12 protein-coding genes and 1 pseudogene are annotated in these 18,002 nt (G+C 41.5%); 7 read left to right on the top strand and 6 right to left on the bottom strand.

Features of this window, described 5'->3' with window-relative positions:
* The first annotated feature begins 385 nt into the window (after positions 1 to 385).
* The 4 genes from U2718_RS28645 (at position 386) to U2718_RS28630 (ending at position 4,627) form a co-directional block, all read left to right on the top strand.
* On the top strand, positions 386 to 1,402 hold the full coding sequence (locus tag U2718_RS28645) for a mechanosensitive ion channel family protein (protein ID WP_341993695.1): 1,017 nt from the start codon (positions 386 to 388) through the stop codon (positions 1,400 to 1,402).
* A complete protein-coding gene (locus U2718_RS28640) occupies positions 1,399 to 2,742 on the top strand; it encodes a DUF2254 domain-containing protein (protein WP_341993668.1) in 1,344 nt (447 codons plus the stop codon). Before U2718_RS28645 ends, U2718_RS28640 begins: the two co-directional genes overlap by 4 nt.
* 84 nt (positions 2,743 to 2,826) lie before the next feature.
* Complete coding sequence (locus U2718_RS28635; protein ID WP_016874537.1) at positions 2,827 to 3,201, top strand: response regulator transcription factor; 375 nt, start codon at positions 2,827 to 2,829, stop codon at positions 3,199 to 3,201.
* 7 nt (positions 3,202 to 3,208) lie between these two features.
* Positions 3,209 to 4,627 (top strand): HAMP domain-containing sensor histidine kinase, encoded by a 1,419-nt coding sequence (locus U2718_RS28630; RefSeq protein WP_341993669.1) that lies wholly within the window; start codon positions 3,209 to 3,211, stop codon positions 4,625 to 4,627.
* A 191-nt stretch (positions 4,628 to 4,818) separates the two neighbouring features.
* Here U2718_RS28630 and U2718_RS28625 read toward each other — a convergent pair whose 3' ends face one another.
* The 3 genes from U2718_RS28625 to U2718_RS28615 all read right to left on the bottom strand — a co-directional run bounded on the left by U2718_RS28625 (position 4,819) and on the right by U2718_RS28615 (position 10,591).
* Positions 4,819 to 6,591: an ABC transporter ATP-binding protein gene (locus U2718_RS28625; RefSeq protein WP_341993670.1), complete on the bottom strand. Its 1,773-nt coding sequence runs from the start codon at positions 6,589 to 6,591 to the stop codon at positions 4,819 to 4,821.
* Between the two features lie 309 nt (positions 6,592 to 6,900).
* Entirely contained in the window at positions 6,901 to 7,899 is a 999-nt protein-coding gene (locus tag U2718_RS28620; protein ID WP_341993671.1) for an iron-siderophore ABC transporter substrate-binding protein, read from the bottom strand.
* Positions 7,900 to 7,954: 55 nt separating this feature from the next.
* Complete coding sequence (locus U2718_RS28615) at positions 7,955 to 10,591, bottom strand: TonB-dependent siderophore receptor (RefSeq protein WP_341993672.1); 2,637 nt, start codon at positions 10,589 to 10,591, stop codon at positions 7,955 to 7,957.
* A gap of 385 nt (positions 10,592 to 10,976) precedes the next feature.
* Between U2718_RS28615 and U2718_RS28610 the strand changes: the two are divergent.
* Together U2718_RS28610 and U2718_RS28605 are read left to right on the top strand one after the other, a co-directional pair.
* Positions 10,977 to 11,336, top strand: a pseudogene (locus U2718_RS28610) (papain fold toxin domain-containing protein).
* Positions 11,337 to 11,354: 18 nt separating this feature from the next.
* Entirely contained in the window at positions 11,355 to 11,711 is a 357-nt protein-coding gene (locus U2718_RS28605; protein WP_341993673.1) for a hypothetical protein, read from the top strand.
* A gap of 131 nt (positions 11,712 to 11,842) precedes the next feature.
* Here the strand turns inward: U2718_RS28605 and U2718_RS28600 are convergent, their stop codons facing one another.
* On the bottom strand, positions 11,843 to 12,853 hold the full coding sequence (locus U2718_RS28600) for an AraC family transcriptional regulator (RefSeq protein ID WP_341993674.1): 1,011 nt from the start codon (positions 12,851 to 12,853) through the stop codon (positions 11,843 to 11,845).
* A 539-nt stretch (positions 12,854 to 13,392) separates the two neighbouring features.
* On the opposite strand from U2718_RS28600, the gene U2718_RS28595 reads away from it, so the two are divergent.
* Positions 13,393 to 13,701, top strand: coding sequence for a threonine dehydratase (locus U2718_RS28595; protein ID WP_289789468.1), 309 nt, complete (start codon positions 13,393 to 13,395; stop codon positions 13,699 to 13,701).
* 121 nt (positions 13,702 to 13,822) lie between these two features.
* On the opposite strand, the gene U2718_RS28590 is transcribed toward U2718_RS28595, so the two are convergent.
* Both U2718_RS28590 and shc read right to left on the bottom strand, forming a co-directional pair.
* Complete coding sequence (locus U2718_RS28590) at positions 13,823 to 14,641, bottom strand: phytoene/squalene synthase family protein (protein WP_341993676.1); 819 nt, start codon at positions 14,639 to 14,641, stop codon at positions 13,823 to 13,825.
* A 928-nt stretch (positions 14,642 to 15,569) separates the two neighbouring features.
* The gene (gene shc / locus U2718_RS28585) at positions 15,570 to 17,483 is read right to left on the bottom strand and encodes a squalene--hopene cyclase (protein WP_341993677.1); all 1,914 of its coding nucleotides are present in this window, start codon (positions 17,481 to 17,483) and stop codon (positions 15,570 to 15,572) included.
* Between the last annotated feature and the right edge of the window lie 519 nt (positions 17,484 to 18,002).

Genomic DNA, 18,002 nt, shown 5'->3' with positions numbered 1-18,002 from the left:
TCATAGCTCAAGTCGTCTCAAGACGATTGAATAAAGTGTTTAAGTTGACTTCAGTGGACTTTTGCTAAGTAGCTACAGAAGGGGACAAGGGGAATATTTTTGATCATTTCTCCGCGTCGCCGCGTCTTGTTGTCTTCCCTTCTCCCTATCCTTGTACCCTACCCTGCGGGAACGCCTCCGGCGTACGGGCAGTCCCCCAAACTCCTTCGGAGACGCTACGCGAACGCCGGAAGTTGCCTTTCTAGGGGGCTGCCTCACCTCCTGCCCTCTGCCCTTTTAACAAACACAATCTTCCCTGCGTCACATTATTTCAAAGTCCTCAGGTAGATTCTGGCTCTGCAATTATTGATTATTATCATCCTCGACTGACGAGCGAGTGTAGATGATGAACGCAGATATATCCAATGCCTGGGAAAAGGTTCAGGCAATGGTCAATGGTTTTATTTTCCTGTTGCCAAATATAGTCTTGGCGTTAATTGTTTTTGCTATCTTTTTCTTTGTTGCGAGGACAATTAAACTGGTGGTGAAGCGATTAACTAGTAATCGCCGTCATGCACGGAATTTGGGAATGGTGCTGGGAAGGTTGGCGCAGGGTGCAACTATTTTGTTAGGTTTATTTATTTCCCTAACAATTGTAATTCCCACCCTCAGGGCTGGAGATTTAGTGCAATTGTTGGGAATTAGCGGGGTAGCAATTGGTTTTGCTTTTCGGGACATTCTGCAAAATTTTTTAGCAGGGATTTTAATTTTGCTAACAGAACCGTTTCAAATTGGTGACCAAATTGTATTTAAGAATTTTGAAGGAACGGTTGAAAATATTGAGACACGGGCAACAACCATTAAAACTTATGATGGTCGTCGAATTGTGATTCCTAATTCCGAATTATTCACAAATTCTGTGCAGGTAAATACTGCCTTTGAGAGCCGCCGCTTAGAGTACGATGTTGGTATTGGCTATGGAGACGATATTGATCGAGCCAAGCAGTTGATTTTGGAAGCCATGCACGAAACCCAAGGGGTGCTAAAGGAACCTGCCCCAGATGCGTTGGTAATGGAGTTGGCAGAAAGTACAGTGAATATCCGCGCTCGTTGGTGGATTAAACCGCCCCGTCGTGCTGATGCACTTGAAGCGCGAGATAGAGTGCTGACTGCAATTAAAAAGAAACTCACAGTTAATGGTATTGATTTACCATTCCCCACGCAACAAATTCTTTTCCACGACCAAACTGAAGAAACTGATGGCATTCGCTCTCGTCAACGCGAAGGTTGGCCTGCTGGTAAGGGGAAAGTGCCAAAGCCCCGCAGTATCAGTGATTCGCTCAGAAAGCTTGCCGAAATGCGCTCCCAAAGAAATGGTAGTAGAGGAGACAGTGAGGCTGTGTCTACTCACGATGAAGTATGAAAAACATCAAACTCAGCAAAATTTGGGACTCGCTCCACTCCAGTTATTGGTTTGTACCAACAATTATGGCAGTGGCAGCAATTGCCTTGGCATTTGTAATGTTAACACTTGATAGGCAAGGCTATTATGGGCCTTTTGAACAGTGGGGATGGATATATACTGGCGGGCCTGATGGCGCACGTGGTTTACTTTCATCTGTGGCTGGTTCCATTGTCAGCGTTACCGCTACAGCTTTTTCGATTACAATTGTTGCTTTGCAGCTAGCTTCATCGAATTTCGGCCCGCGTTTGCTGCGTAATTTCATGCAGGATACCGGAAATCAGGTTGTATTAGGCACATTTATTGCTACTTTTATCTATTCCTTGCTCGTACTGCGGACAATTCGAGGGGAAGATGGACAAGACAAGTTTATACCGCAGATATCAGTGACAGTCGGTATTTTGTTAGCGCTTATCAGCACTGGTGTGCTGATTTACTTTATTCATCACGCTTCTACTATTATTCAGGCATCACACATTATTTCCGAAGTTAGTACGGATTTAGATCAGGCGATTGAGCGACTATTTCCTGAACAAGTTGGATATAGCTTGCCAGAACACCAGGTAACAGAAATTCCTATAAATCTTGACTCAGAAGCTTGTCCAATTAAAGCTATTGGTACAGGTTACATCCAAGCTATTGATGACGAAGAATTAATGAACTTAGCCTGCAAGCAGAATCTGCTGTTACGGATTAAGTCTCGACCAGGAAAGTTTGTTTTTCCAGGTATAATTCTGGCTATGGTTTGGGCTAAAGAAAGTACAGATGTCAAAATAAGAAATTCTGCATCTCTACAAAAACAAATTAATGATGCCTTTATTCTGGATAAGGAACGTACTGAGCAGCAGGATATAGAGTTTCCGATTGAGCAATTAGTTGAAATTGCTCTGCGTGCTATTTCTCCGGGAATTAACGATCCATTTACCGCAATTAGATGTATTGACCGACTTGCGGCTGGGCTTTCTCACCTTGCCCAAAGGAATTTTCCTTCGCCATATCGCTTTGATGATAAAAATAACCTCCGCGTAATTGCTGAACCAGTAACTTTTGCAGGGTTGGTTGATACCGCTTTTAACCAAATACGTCAGTACAGTACCACAGATGTGGCAGTGACAATCCGCTTGATGGAGGCGATCGCTCTGATTGCTACTTATACCCAAAACCCCAAATACCAAGCTGCCTTACGTCGTCATGCAGAGATGATTTTACGCAGTAGCCAAGCAGCTTTATCGGAAGAACAAGACCGCAAAGATGTCCAAGAGCGGTATAATCGAGTCATGAAAGTCATAGGACAAGATTAAGCAGTTAACTTGTATCTGTAGACAGATGTCTTAAATATTACATTATTATAAATTGACATACAGTGCTTGAATTTTCCAATAACTATGCCCCACGTATTACTGGTAGACGATGAAGAAGCGTTACGAGAAAGCCTTTCTTATACTTTACAAAAAGAAGGCTACACCGTAACCACAGCAGCAGACGGTCACAATGCGATCAAGCAGTTTCACAAGCAGGTGCCAGACGTAATATTATTAGACTTGATGCTGCCAGAAGTTGATGGCATGGAGGTTTGTTGGCGGATTCGCGCTTTCTCTGATGTGCCAATTGTGATGCTCACTGCTAAAGACCAAGATATAGACAAAATCTGGGGTTTAGAAGCAGGAGCCGATGATTATGTTACAAAACCTTTCAATACTCGTGAACTTTTGGCACGTATTAAAGCCGTGCTGCGTCGTCGTGCCGAGAAGCAATCGTAATCGATAAATGGGCTGGTTACCTCAAATTAGGTGGAATTCCATCCATACAAAGCTGTTAGCAACTTATTTGCTACTCACAACCTTGGGAACCTCACTCATGGCAGGATATATTCTCTGGTCATTCCATGCCTATTTTATGAAAATGAGGCAGACGGAGATGCGAAACTGGAGTACTGCACTTGGTGAGAGTATTGCTGACGCACTCGAAAACAACGATCGCAATAGAGTGGAGCTAACAGTGCAGCGTTATGGTGCTGCTGAGACAATTACCTTACGCGTATTTGATAGTCAGGGTAAACTGATTGCCACATCTGCTAACCCTCAAAAAGACAGACAGATCGCAGACTGGCGGATTGTGCCTGGTATAAGTGCAGCCTTGGAAAATCGGGAAGAGCAAGGTGTAGCAAAAGGAGTCTTAAGCAACGATGATAGATTGTTCATCGCCCAGCCGATAGTGCGTAACGGTAAGTTATTGGGTGCAATGCGAATGTCTATCACCCTGCAACAATTTCAACGCCAATTTGCCATCGTGATTTGGACAGTGTTAGGAACATTAGTATTCACACTTGTACTTTGTACCATTATTAGTGAATGGTTGGCGCGTAGCCTTTCTCGTCCAATTCAGACGATGAAAAACTTTGCAATCCGAATGGGTGGCGGGCATTTTGGCGATAAACTCCAAATCCGCCAAAGTAATGAGTTAGATCAGTTAGCACTAGAATTAAATCGGATGAGCGAACGCTTGGCATCGCTCGATCAGGAACGGCGAGCGTTTTTGGCAAACGTATCTCACGAACTCCGCACTCCGATTAGTAATGTTCTAGTCACAATTGAAGCTCTCCGCAGTGGGGCTGCTTCTGATGCGGCGGTGCGCGATCGCTTCTTCCAAATTGTCGAAGACGAAACCAAAAGATTGTCACGCTTAATTCATGATTTGCTAGATTTAGGACGCTTAGAAGCTGGAGTGACAACTCTCGAACAGCAAAATATCGAGCTTTCTAGCTTAATTCGTCGCGCAGTTAGAGCTGTAGAAACGCGAATGCAAAATTCGCACATTTCTGCTCACATCAACGTTACTGATTTGCAAATCCAGGGCGATCCAGAAAGGCTATTGCAAGCCTTTCTCAATTTGTTAGATAACGCTATTAAGCATTCAGTCTCTAATTCTCAGATATTTATTACTGGCTATAGGGAAGGTAAACAAGCAATTGTGATAATCCGCGACCAAGGCAAAGGTATAAAAGACAGCGACCTTCCCCGGATTTTTGAGCAATTTTACACTGGCGATCGCTCTCGCAAAGGTCGAGGAGTGGGCTTAGGTTTAGCGATCGCCAAACGTATTATTGAAGCTCATGGAGGTAGCATTAATGCTAGTAGCAAGTTTGGTGAGGGGGCTACGTTCACTATTTGTTTGCCGCTGACGTGAAAGTAGGGACTAGTGGCGTGACATGACTAAAAAGATGCAATAAATTGTTTTGTGGTGCGGGCATCCTGCCCGCGACGAGGACAGGCTAGAAGCCCATCCCACAAGATGAAAATTTTTCAGTGCTGGTAAAACTGCTAATAAAACTTGTGTCAGATCAGCCTGTAATTATCAAAAATAGTTAAAGGCAAATCTTAATGAATCCCAGACTGTACGCGCCACAAACTGGCATAAATACCATTAAGTCCTAAAAGTTCCTCATGTTTACCCTGCTCGACAATTTGACCATCATCCATGACATAAATACAATGACTGTGGCGAATTGTGGACAAACGATGGGCGATCGCAATTGTCGTTCGATTTTGCGTAATCACCTGGAGTGATTTTTGAATTGCTGCTTCGGTTTCATTATCTACCGCAGAGGTAGCTTCATCAAGTATCAAAATTGGTGGGTTTTTCAGAATGGCACGCGCTATAGCAATACGTTGGCGTTGTCCACCAGACAGCTTTTGACCACGTTCGCCCACAATAGTATCGTATCCTTGGGGTAGTTGCAGGATGAATTCATGAGCCTCAGCTAACTTGGCAGCATGAATAATCTGTTCGCGTGTGGCATCGAAACTACCATAACAAATGTTATCAGCAACCGTACCGTGAAATAAAAACACATCCTGACTTACCCAACCGATACAGCGTCGCAAATCGAATAAATTGAGTTCGCGGATATCGATGTCGTCAATTAAAATGCGTCCACTCTGTACTTCATAAAAGCGTAATAAAAGTTTAACTAATGTACTTTTACCTGAACCCGTTGCTCCCACAATACCGATTGTGGCTCCAGCGGGAATCTGTAGGGATAAATTTTTGAGTATATGGTTGCGCTGATTGTAGGCAAAGGTAATATTATCAAATTGCACTTGACCAGCTATAGTTGCAATTGGTAAAGGATTATGTCCACCAGGAATTGCGATCGTAGTATCCAGTAAGCCCATGACACGCCGCACCGATGCCATCGCTCGCTGATATTCATCCATGATTTCACTTAGTTCTGTGAACGGCCATAGTAAATCTTGAACAATAAACACCATAAATCCATAAGTACCTACACTGAGACGTCCTTGTAACACTTCTTGACCACCCAGATACAGCGTCAGTACAAACCCTAGTAAAATCAAAAATCGCAGCACGGGTTGAAAGGCTACACTCAGGGCGATCGCTCGCTTGTTACTGCGACGATAGGCTTCACTTTCTTGGTAAACGCGATCGCTTTCATAGGCTTCGGCAGTAAAGCTTTTGATGGTGGCAATACCAGAGATATTGTTAGCGAGGCGATCGCTAATCATTCCAGCGCGATCGCGTACTGTATCATAGCGGGGAGCTAAACTCGATTGAAAGGTGAACGTTCCCCACAGGATAAACGGGATGGGTAACATCGCCAACCACCCAATACCGGGAGCCAGCAGCAAAAAGCTCATCCCCACCGCAAACACTCGCGTGAAAAAGCCGATCAGGTTCTGAGCGCCAGAGTTGAAGAAGCCCTCTAGCTGGTTGATGTCATCATTAAGAATAGATAGCAGGATGCCCGTGCTGCGGTCTTCAAAGTAGGCGAGTTCTAGTTCTTGTAAGTGGTTGTAAGTATCGACTCGCAGTTCGTGCTGTAGGGTTTGTGCCAAGTTACGCCAAAGTTTGTCCGCTCCATATTGGCTGAGGGATTCTAAACCCCAAGAGGCGATCGTCAGCACAGACAGCACTAATAACTGAGTCAGGGGATTTTGAATGCCAAACCGCGCAATTAACGAAGTTTCTCGTTCGACTACCACATCCACTGCAACGCCGATCAGATAAGGTGGTGCCAGATCCAATAGGGTACGCAGAATCGAGCAAATAACTGCACCGCAGATTTGGGCTTGATAGGGTTTGGCATAGCGGAGTAAACGCAGGAGGGGGTGAGCAGAGCGTGTTGCCATTGTAATAGAAATGATAGTTTACAAGGAAAGCGAATTTGGAATGAGAGAAGATTGGAGTAATGTAGGGGCTAAATATATTGGAAGAATCTGAGTTGTTAGTTCGCGTCTATGCAAGTATGACGTTCCTGTTATTCGTTTTTTCTGTTAGTTTTGTTGTGTTACGCTCCGCTTTACCCAGGCTGACTGCCACTGTTTGATTTTTTCCCTGCGATCGCTTGACCTTTAAGACAGTCGCTACGTAAGATTACGATCATACTGAAGTACTCATAATTTCGCTTAATTCTTAAATAGTTTTTATCTGAACTTCCCCTAAGGAGTGTTAACTATATACTTCTCAATGTCATCCAGCACGGCATGAGCGGCAAGAATATTTTGTGCATCCCAAACATTGGGGTCAACAATATACACCTGTTTAGTTTGAACAGCTTTGAGTTGCTGCCACAGTGGTTTTTGCTGAAGCTGTTCTAAAAAGTCCTCTCGTTCAGGATGGGATACGACTAAGAGAATATCACCGTCAATACTGTGTAAGTATTCCTCAGAAATAGGAAGAGTATATTTAGCATTTGTCGTTAAGGATGGAGGATACTTTAGCCCAATATCATCTAAAATTTTTGTTGAAAAACCTAATTTTCCATTAGTAACAATGCCGCCATCACGCAAATAAATAACAGAAACGCGAATCTGTTGGCGGTGATCGCCCAATTTCTGTTTCAGTCCTTTAACTCTGCGATAATAATCATCAATGAGCTGATTAGCCTTTTCTGTTTTATCAAACACTGCTGCAACATCTTGAAGAAATAGCTTCCAATCTCCTGAAGTTTCTTCCCAGGGTAGTAAAACTGTAGGGGCAATTTGCGACAAAAGTTCATAGGTTGCCCTGGCTTTTGGAAGAGACAGAGCAATTATCAAGTCAGGGTGAAGTGATAGCAGCTTTTCTAAGCTAAACTCACCAGAAGAGTGTAGAAACTCAATTCCATTTGTTTTACCTACCAAATAAGGAATGTCTTCTGCTCTCCAGTAATCACCTATTTCAGAAGCAACTGGCTTGATTCCCAAGGCAAGAGCGGTAGCAGCAGTTGATAGAAATAGGGTAACAATCCGCTGTGGATTGTTTGGAACACAGGTTTCTCCCATTGTGAGCTTGACAGTTCGGCATGACGGCTCTATTGCCTTTGTGTTGATAGATGTTGGGTTAAGGGAATGAGAGGTTGCGTGATGGGCAGTCATATCATTGCAAGCGGCAATGGATACGACTGCTAATACCATTACTAAGAATAAAGAAAACAAATTGGTTTTGCCTGATTTCATTACTAGAAACCTCCGCATTGCTATACCCTAGATCAATCTCTAATTTTTTCTCTTCTCAAAACTGCCACGAAATCGTTCCCTGTACTGTGAATGGTTCACCTGGGTAAACGCGCAAACTACCAAAGGCACTTTCAAAATAGTCCACATCAAAGAGATTCCTGAAATTTAAGGCTGCACGGAATTGATTGCGCCTGTAAAAAATTGCTGCATCAGTACGGAAATAGCTTGGTAATTGAAATGAGTTAGCCAAATCTGCCTGTCTTTCTCCTACAAAAAAGAAACCTAAGCCTAGCCCCAAACCCCGTAGATAACCTTGCTGAATTTCGTAGGTTGTCCATAGGTTGAATGCATTCTCAGGCGCATTACTCAGAAAATTACCCTCCTCAAACGTATTGTCTTTAGTAAGGCGGGCATTCGTGTAGGCATAACCTGCGATGATGTTCCATCCGGGCAAAATTTCGCCTTGAACAGTGAGTTCCACACCCTGACTGCGCTGCTTCCCAGTTTGAATTGAAAAACCAGGTGGTATACCCGCTCTAGTATCATCCGTTGTGACATTAGTGCGAGTCAGATCGTACAAAGCGAGGGTAGCCGAAAGTTTGTCGTTAAAATCCGCTTTTACCCCAATTTCATACTGGGTGCCGCGCTCTGGTTGGAATGTGCTGCCATCAAAAGCAGTACCGATAGTTGGGGTAAATGAGCGAGTGTAGCTGGCATAAAGAGAAATAGGTTCAATCGGCTGATAAACAATGCCCACGCGCGGGCTGAAGGCATCTCCTGATTGCTCGGCTCTAGTATCTGCCAGAAAATTTTGATCGGTTTGCCTAAACAGATCAAACCGTCCGCCCAAAAGTAATTTTAGGTTCTCTATTAATGTGATCTGATCTTGAACGTAAATACTGAGTACATCTGTTCGAGTTGCAATATCTTCAAGACGGGTAATTGAACCAAAAAACTGACCATATTTAGGATTAAACAGGTCAAAGGGTAAAGGATCACTCTGTCCAAACCGAAGTGTTTCATCAATTCTACTTAGATCAAATCCAAGTAGGAGCTGATGTTCAATTGAACCTGTTGAGAATCTTCCAACCAAGTCAGTTGTAAAGATATAGTTATTGTTTGTTCTTAGATCCTCAGCGAGTTGACGTTCCAAGGTTCGATTGTCAGGCAAAAGTTGACTGGGAAAAGTATATTCATCGTCAACTTGCCAAAATCCTGCCCGAAAAGCATTTCTTACCGACCAGTTCTCGCTAAACTCATGCTCCAGCACATATCCAACTCTTATATTCTGCGACTCACTAGGACCTTCATTAATACCAAGGCTACGTGATATCCTCCCATTTGGGTTGGGAAGCACAGTACCGACAGCAGGCAAACCAAAGCTAAAGGTTCTAGAGGTATCTATATATTCACCTTCAAACGTTAATCTTGTATTCTCACCGAGTGCCAAACTCACTACAGGAGCGATCAAAAAATTTCTGGCTTCAACTAAATCAACAAAACTTTCTGAATATCGATAGGATGTATTCAGTCGGTACAATAACGTCTTAGAATCATTTAATGGACCCGACAAATCAATTGCGCCACGATAAAAGTCAAAACTGCCAATGGTGGCATCAATAGCATAAAAGGGTTCACGGAGAGGTTGCTTAGTTATGATGTTAATAGTTCCACCTGGGTTTCCCTGCCCAAACAGCACTGAAGCCGGACCTCTTAGTACTTCAACTTGCTCAACATTTGTAGTTTCAAAACCAATAGTAGCTCGCGGATCTCTTAACCCATTTCTGAGTATGTTACCTGAAAAATCGGTACTACTAAAGCCTCGAATGTTGAAGAAATTGGTTGAAAAGTCAGGAGCTGTTGATGGAACAACACCTGTAGCATTTCTAAGAGCATCTTGTAGATAGATAACGTTTTGATCTTCAATCACCTGCTGCGGTACAATCTGAATTGATTGGGGAATATCGCGCAGAGGCGTGTCGGTGCGTGTGCCCACACTTGTATTTGGTACACGATAACTGTCTTGCTCACCCGTCACGACTAACTCAATCGGCTCATCATCTTGTGCTAATGGTTCCTCTTGCGGTGTTTCACTCGCTGGCTTTTCTTCAGTTTGTGGTGTTTGTGGCTGTTGCGGTGGAGAAGTCGCAATTGCAGCAGAAGCTATACCAAAAACCAAACCTGTATTATCATCAAATAACTCAACCGTTGGTAAAGTCTTCTCCCCAACTACTGTCACCCGTACGGTATTCACGTCAATATTTGCAACTGTTATCTCTGTAATTCCCTCAATAGGCTTCTCCGACTTAAACGTGAAAGCATTGCCATCAGGTAAACGCAACTGTCCACCAGTGATATCTGCAATAAAATTATTCCCCGTACTGCGATTTGTGACTTGCAGTTTCTCACCTTGGGCTGTCTCCAAAACTACTTCTATACCCTTATCGGTAGGATTAGCTTTCACTCCTGTAATTGCGACAACTTCCCCTGTGGTTGCGTTGCTTGGTGCAGGTTGTTGCACTAACATTTGGGCACTGGTTGCAGGAAATTTGATATTGCCCAGTTGAGAAATATTTGTATTCTTTAACTTTTCTGATGCCAATCCCGGTTCAGTGGCGACAGTGCCTAAAAAACCCGATAAACTAATTATCAGCCACAAACGCATACCAAAAGAAAACTGCCAAAGCTTCATAATAGCTCCTCAATCACACCATTTGAAGTTGCGATGGTTATAGACCGGGCTTTGCCGATCGCACGAAATCGATAAGAGACTATTGCAAATAATTCTTATTCAATTAGTAAAATTGAGTATATAAAAATGCCAACAACTCTCTCTACTCCAAAAAGGCACTCATCCAATACAGTTCTGATGAGCAAAAAATTCAAGAAACTTATTGGCTGTAAGCCTTATTTTTACGCCTTTTGCGTTTACTCTTTACCCTTTAACCTAACCGTATTGGCTACTTGTCTACTCCAAAAGGGGTAGTCAGTAATGCGATCGTGTAGCGTCTCGAAGAGAAGCATAATCGAGTTAGTTAAAATAGAGGTGGTATAGGAGTGAAGCACAGAGTAATGTTGTGAATTCATTGCCAGATGAGGAAATTTATCAAGAAATTGGCAAAATTGTTGAACCATGCCAGCGTCTTGAGTGTTTTGAGTGTGCTCAAGCTGTATTAGGTTGGCTGAAACAAAATCGAGTGCAAGGAACATTACTGAAGCTCAGAACTAAATACCGAGACGAGTTTATTATGAGTAGCCGATAGGAGCGATCAGGAAGCACAGAGAGTATATCAACCAATGGGGTTCATTATGGTGTTGAGGTGCGCGATAAGATCTTTGATAATCTTTCATCTGAAGGATTGACAAGAGAAGCATGGATAAATGATTTTGCCTGTCGTCGAGGTGCGTTTGTTGTTGAAGAGTTAGAGCGGGTTTGAATATTAGGAGCGATTAAAATGAGTCCTTTGTTTGAAATGCTTAAGAAAATTCAGGCAAGACCAGGATTATACATTGGCAGAGCTTCAGTCAGCGATTTATTTATGTTTATCATTGGCTATAGAACAGCGAGAGAGGAACTAGGTATTGAGCCAACGGAAACAGAACTTGATTTTTATGGAGAGTTTCAGCCTTGGCTTCAGAAACGGTTAAAGATGACAACGTCTAATTCTTGGGCAAGAATGATTGAGTTCGGTTGTGGCAATGAGAAGGCTGCATTTGAGCGGTTTTTTGAGTTGCTGGATGAGTTTTTACAACGTGACGATCATGCGATCGCCCCTCCTGATGACTCAGTAGATCTATTAGAAGTGTCATGAAAATCAAGGAGGAATTGGAAAATCTTGGTGTAGACGCGAAGCGGCTTCTTGTAGAGTAGCGTTGCTCGATTTTACCAGCATGGCTGATTTAGAAACTTGGTTGGAAGCACTTGAAAGTTAACTGATAACTGCTAACTGTTCACTGATAACTGTTTCAAATACTGCTTGGGTGTAACACAGAAGCGACGTTTAAAAGCCGCAGCAAAATGTCCGGGGTTAGAATAACCAACTATATTGGCAACTTCGATGACAGTCAGATTTCCTTGTCGCAGTAATTTTTGTGCATATTCCATCCGTCTATCATAGAGATACCCAAACACCGTTGTGCCAAAAAGCTCTGGAAATCCCCGTTTCAAGGTACGAGGGCTGACTCCCACCATTGCAGCCAATTCCAATACTGAGGGAGGATTTTCTAAACGAGACAGAAGAATTTCTCTGGCGTGATGCAGTTGATCGATGGTTTTTGGCTTGAAACCTGGTGTAGTTGATTTATAGTTGCGATCGCCTGCAATAATTGGAGCTAATTGTAATGCCATCCATTCCAACACCTTTCCTTGCAGATATACTTGCTTGGTGATACCACAAAAAGGACAATTTATAATTTGTTGGGCGACTCCTTGAAGTGCTGGAGTTATTTTGAGATAAATTCTCTCCTGCCAATCATTATCCCGTGTTAGCATTTTCAACTGTGGCAGTAATTCTCCATCTTCCCCTGGGAAAAAATTTGCCAACATCGACGGTTGTCCCATATAGATATGAACACTGAGAATCTGGTCAAATTTGTCAATTCTATCTATCTTGCGAGCTTGAATCCCACCACCGGAAATTAGTGTGCAACCATTTCCCAGTGTTCCATAATCGCTTTTAATTTTTCCTGAAAGCAGGATATCAAAATGTAAGGGATGCTCGCCTCCAGGTTTTTGAATATGCAAATCATTGTGAGATAAATAATTGCCAATTGTCAGGCAGAGATTTGGAAATACTTCTATGTCTTTTTGATAACCTTGACCCAGATAAGTTGGCATTGGAAGAATAGTTTCATATTTTTCTAGGCTCCTGGAAGTATATTCGGCTTTCTCCCATAGTTCTTTGGCTTCGTCCCACATTCCAAAGTATTCTTCAAGCGTTAGGGTGATAGTCATAGCTGGTGATAGAGATAAATATACTTATTGATAATTTTTATCAATTTATTCAGATTTGGAGGATTAAATCAACACCAGCAGTCAACTGAAGGCTGAAGTATGAAATTACCCCACTTCTAAAGGGATAGAGCATGAATAAGGAAAAATTAATTTTTTTCGCCCACGAGGGGCGAGGCTTGTACCAACTCTTACTTCATCCTTTTTTTGGTCAAGATTGATATGTGTTATTCGACATAGCTTTTCAATGAAACTAATTGGCAATTAACTTCCCTAAGAGAAGCTGGCGCGTATTGATGAATTGCAACGGGGTGTAAGTTTACTCAGTGATTAGATGTCACAGACATTTGCACACAGTTGAGTATAAAAATTTCTGTTTTCTCTTCCCCATAAGCTGTAATACCAAATTGGCGTAGGGAGCCTTGTTTCAAAATTCTAAACTAACTTATTAATCCAATGATTTTAATCCAAAATCCAAAATTGGTATAACCTGTTCCCTGTTTAAGTCAAAATGATAGTAGACCCCTATTGGAGGCACTGTAATGTTTGGTGTCATTCAATTTATCAGAAACTCATTTATTCGCCTTGAAGGACTTCTCTACCAAGTATTTGGTTTTATTGGAAAAATCTTCTCTCAGATATTCAGTTTTCTTGCTAACTTATTCGGGTTCACTAAGCCTGGATACTTCTTGGAGTCAGATGAAGCAACAACTGTTAAGCGATCGCAAATTAAGCAACCAACCGAAACTGAGGTAAAGGTAACTCCAGAAACCTCTTTTAATCCTCGTCGTCGCCCTGATCCCAAGATGGACTACTTTCGCAAGATGGCTCAAGACATGAAAAAGAGCTAAGTATAAGGCAGATGAGAAGTTAGGTAATAGGGGACAGGAGACAGGAGACAGATGAGTTTAATTGTCTGTACCCTGTTCCCTGCCCTGGTGTGCGCACCTCAGCAAGGGCTACTGTTTGAGATTATTTCCCTGCTGTTACCTGTTCAATCAAGGCAAGAACGTCGCTGCGACTGAGCTTTTCTTTCCCATGAGCGATCGCGTTGAGAGTACCATAAGCTAAACCCAGGGGTATTTGGCAAAAATCTAAAGCAGGGCCATCAACAAGAGCGCTAGTATAAGCATCTGCTAGGGCAAGATTACGGCGGGCATACTCTTGCATATCTTCCGCGCTCCAATCTTCTGGGAAAAAATCCACTCCGCGCACTAAATCTTCTTTGTGGTTACGAATAATATTAACTGCCTGTAAGCCACGACCAAACCCGATCGCATGAGTACGGTTAGTTTGTGTTCCATCGTACCAAATCCATAAATCGGAGAGCAACAAGCCAACTGCACCTGCTACCCCAAAGGTGTAGCGATCCAAATCGGACTCTGTACTAATTTGCCAATTGTTTTCTGCCCAGTATGCCATTCTGTCTGCCATTGCGGCTGTTGCATCCCAAATTCGAGGAGCGATCGTCTCAGGTGCAAGTAGCGCCCATTCTCTAATTCTAAAGCTTACTTCTGGTAATATTTTTTCGTATGTAGCAAATCCCACAGAGAAAGCATCAACGGCGAAACCATCAACTGCTGCTTGTAATGTGAGGCTAATTGTTCGCAGCAATTTTGCTTTGGTAAGATTATCAAGTTCTGGATGGTCTTCTATTTCATCAATGGCTCGCATACAAAGATATGCTGATGCTACTGCTTCTTGCAAACCACGTGGTAAGCGAACAATTGGAATGTAAAAAGTCCGGCTTGTTTCCTTTAAAATCTCTAATGCATCTATAATTAAATTCATTTTTACGCTCCTCGTTCGGGTTTGATCATACTGAAGTTTGTTACTTTTTTACAATTTTGTATAGAGGCTTAACTAAAACTTTATAATTATGACAGCAATGTTTGTGCTTTAACATATTTTTAATTTATAATTTTGGTTCATACATTTAAGTTAATAAACACAAGATTATAGTAGAGATTTTTATCTTTGATCCTAGTAAGTTTGTAAATAATATAAAGTTCAACTTAACACATATTACAAGTATGTATATAAGGCGAATATAAGTAGACATATATAGTGAAACTTTTCATAAAATAATCCAACGCTAGTAGGGCTTTGATTGAATTATCTTAAATTTTCGCTGATTTACTATCTATAAATAATTAACTAGACATATTATAATTTTCCAGTCAGAATAAATACATTTAATATGTATAATCTAAATCTGTCTTAAACACGTAACATATCTTACAGCAAATTTCATTTATTTTAACCACAATTTTTGGTCGGGGCGGATTTAGCAGATTTCCTTTCAGTTTGAGCTAGAGATTGAAACAAAACCCGCCCTTACAGTATCGCGTGGTATATTCATCTGAAAATGGCTGTAAAATATTGAGAATTTTAAATTTGAGCAACCAGTTAACACGAAAATTTATCCGCCTGCTAGCAACTACCATTGCCACATCAGACTAATTCATAATTCTTTAAACAAATGCTATTTAATAGCAACTCATAAAGCTTAATAGTAGCGTTTAAACATCAAGTTATTACGCTCTTAATAGCCAATTACATACTATAAAAACAGAAATTTTACCTAAGAATATCTCCTCTCTTAAATCTTAGATTTATATCATAATTTATTAAGCAAAAAAAAATAGAGAGAATAGTCCAAAGTATTTTGGATTTATTGCACAATTACAACTAAACACTTATAACCCTACATCCAAACTCAATGTCTAAATAGTGTTTGATATTGACTGAGAGCAATTAAAGGAAAGTATTGTTGATAGAGATGATATTTCAGATAAAAATGACAGGGAAAGCCGGTACCTGTAAAATCAACCTCATCCCAGGTGCCATCTGGCTTTTGAGTTACTAATAAATAATTAATGCCCTTTTCCAGTACTGGTTTTGCAAATTTGTTAGTTGCCTTACCTGCTGCTATTAATCCAATTAAAGCCCAAGCAGTTTGAGATGCAGTACTGCGCCCTTTGCCTTTCAAGCTTGGATCGTCGTAGCTGCGGCAAGTTTCTCCCCAACCACCATCAGGATTTTGACACTCAATTAACCAAGCTGCACCTTTTTCTATATTGTTTTGATAAGTTTGGGGAGCAATGACTGATAAGGCAGACAAAACACCGCTTGTGCCATAAATGTAATTTACTCCCCAACGACCAAACCAACACCCTTGTTGCTCTTGCTCTTTGATCAGATAGTTAATTGCCTGCTTGAGGTTGTATGCATCCATTGATAAATTACAACTACCCACCATTTCTAAGACTCTGGCAGTGACATCAGCAGTGTTGGGATCGATCATGGCTTTGAGATCGCCGTAGGGGATCAGGTTCAGCCTATCTTGATTGTTGTTGAAATCAAAAGCAGCCCAACCGCCTGCCTGACATTGCATAGAAGCAATCCAATTTACGGCGCGAGCGATCGCTCTGTGCTTGAGTTTTTCATTAGGAAGATGAACAGCATTTAGCGCCATTACCACGACAGCAGTATCATCGACATCAGGATAAAAGCGATTGTCAAATTCAAATGCCCATGCCCCTGGTTTTCCCTGCCGATTTTTAATTGCCCAATCACCGTAGTCTAGAATTTGCTTGCTCAACAGCCATTCTCCAGCTTTCACCAAAGCTGGATGATCTGGTGATAAGCCAGAATCAACTAGCGCTCTGATTGCCCAAGCTGTATCCCAAACTGGAGAAATACAAGGCTGAACTCGATAACTATCTTCTGTTTCAATGGCAAAATTATCAACCGCTTCGAGTCCTCTGACAACAATTGGATCGTTGACATCATAATCCAAGCTTCGTAACGCTAACAGTGAATTCAGCATTGCCGGAATGATGCCGCCCCAGTCGCCTGTTGCTTCTTGCCGTTCTAAAATCCATCGCTCGGCGGTGTTAATGCCTTCTTCACGAAAAGGCACTAAATTTAGTTTTTCCGCAAATTTAAACGCATTGTCAAGACTAATAAACAAATCTGTCCAATCGCCTTTGCTAGGTAATGCAAATTTAACTTGCTCGGCACCTTCTGCGTATAGTTCGTTTAAAGTAATTGCAGGTTCTACTTTATAGATGGGTTTTTGATCGCACACAATCAGTAACGGCACAGTGCTTGAACGCGCCCAACTAGACATCTCGTAGATGTTAAATAGAAAATTTTCTGGCAGCAACATTACCCAAGGTGGCAGCGAGGGAATCCCTTCCCAGCTATAGCATCCAATCAGCGCCAAATGTAATTTAGTAAAAATGCGAGTCTTACTTATACCGCCTCGCTCTAAGATGAACTCCCGCGCCTTAATCATTGCTGGATCACTTTTGGGTACGCCCAATAACTTGAGAGCCATGTAGGCTTCTACTGAAGTAGAGAGTTCACCTCCATCCCCATAAAAAAGTTCCCAACCACCGTGTTGTCGTTGCTGAGTACGCAGATATGCTTCAACTTTGTTTAATGAGCGAGAGCGATCTGTTCCCCAAATTTTATGAAGTAACACTACCTCAGCAGTAATGGTGACATTAGATTCTAACTCAGCCCACCAGTACCCATTAGGATATTGAATTGACAGCAAATAATTCTGGCTTGCAGCGATCGCCCCTGAGACTTTTGATAAGGTAACCCTATTTTCAGTTTGCATGGAATAATTTTTAATTAGGTTTTGCTGAATAGATGAATGGATATTTTTACCAAAAAATTAGTCAAGTTAACAACTGTTTATATAGATTTTTTGTCTTTAGTATTACAAAGCATTGAGCAACTCTCAAGTCAACCAATTTTAGATTTTAGATGTGCGATTTTAGATTGACCCTGACTACAAGGGTGCAGGGCTTAGAAATTTTAGATTGACGATTTTAGATTTGTTCTGCCCAGAAGAGGCGGGGCTGGAACAATAAAAATCCACACCTCCAAAATGTCAGTGTCAATAATCATTTGAAAATATTCACATACTGAAAATTAAAATTTTCATTAATATACTACATTCTAATGTCATAAATGCAAAAATATTATTTGATTTTCTCTTAAGATTTGATTAATGAATAAAATTTTTATTGAATTATAAACACCTTGATATACCCAAGTAAATAATATGTCAACTTATGCAGATAAAATCATTAAGTTTGTCTGTTTTAAATATTACGAGTATGATTTCGACTAC

Source organism: Chlorogloeopsis sp. ULAP02 (genome assembly GCF_038404745.2).
Lineage (GTDB): Bacteria > Cyanobacteriota > Cyanobacteriia > Cyanobacteriales > Nostocaceae > Chlorogloeopsis.
This window is presented reverse-complemented; position numbering and strand designations above follow the sequence as displayed.

Excerpts from the sequence above, each read along its gene's own strand:
- shc (WP_341993677.1), bottom strand. The coding sequence starts at position 17,483 with ATGCAAACTGAAAATAGGGTTACCTTATCAAAAGTCTCAGGGGCGATC.
- U2718_RS28625 (WP_341993670.1), bottom strand. The coding sequence starts at position 6,591 with ATGGCAACACGCTCTGCTCACCCCCTCCTGCGTTTACTCCGCTATGCC.
- U2718_RS28640 (WP_341993668.1), top strand. The coding sequence starts at position 1,399 with ATGAAAAACATCAAACTCAGCAAAATTTGGGACTCGCTCCACTCCAGT.
- U2718_RS28595 (WP_289789468.1), top strand. The coding sequence starts at position 13,393 with ATGTTTGGTGTCATTCAATTTATCAGAAACTCATTTATTCGCCTTGAA.
- U2718_RS28615 (WP_341993672.1), bottom strand. The coding sequence starts at position 10,591 with ATGAAGCTTTGGCAGTTTTCTTTTGGTATGCGTTTGTGGCTGATAATT.
- U2718_RS28630 (WP_341993669.1), top strand. The coding sequence starts at position 3,209 with ATGGGCTGGTTACCTCAAATTAGGTGGAATTCCATCCATACAAAGCTG.
- U2718_RS28635 (WP_016874537.1), top strand. The coding sequence starts at position 2,827 with ATGCCCCACGTATTACTGGTAGACGATGAAGAAGCGTTACGAGAAAGC.
- U2718_RS28605 (WP_341993673.1), top strand. The coding sequence starts at position 11,355 with ATGAGTCCTTTGTTTGAAATGCTTAAGAAAATTCAGGCAAGACCAGGA.
- U2718_RS28600 (WP_341993674.1), bottom strand. The coding sequence starts at position 12,853 with ATGACTATCACCCTAACGCTTGAAGAATACTTTGGAATGTGGGACGAA.
- U2718_RS28590 (WP_341993676.1), bottom strand. The coding sequence starts at position 14,641 with ATGAATTTAATTATAGATGCATTAGAGATTTTAAAGGAAACAAGCCGG.
- U2718_RS28620 (WP_341993671.1), bottom strand. The coding sequence starts at position 7,899 with ATGAAATCAGGCAAAACCAATTTGTTTTCTTTATTCTTAGTAATGGTA.
- U2718_RS28645 (WP_341993695.1), top strand. The coding sequence starts at position 386 with ATGAACGCAGATATATCCAATGCCTGGGAAAAGGTTCAGGCAATGGTC.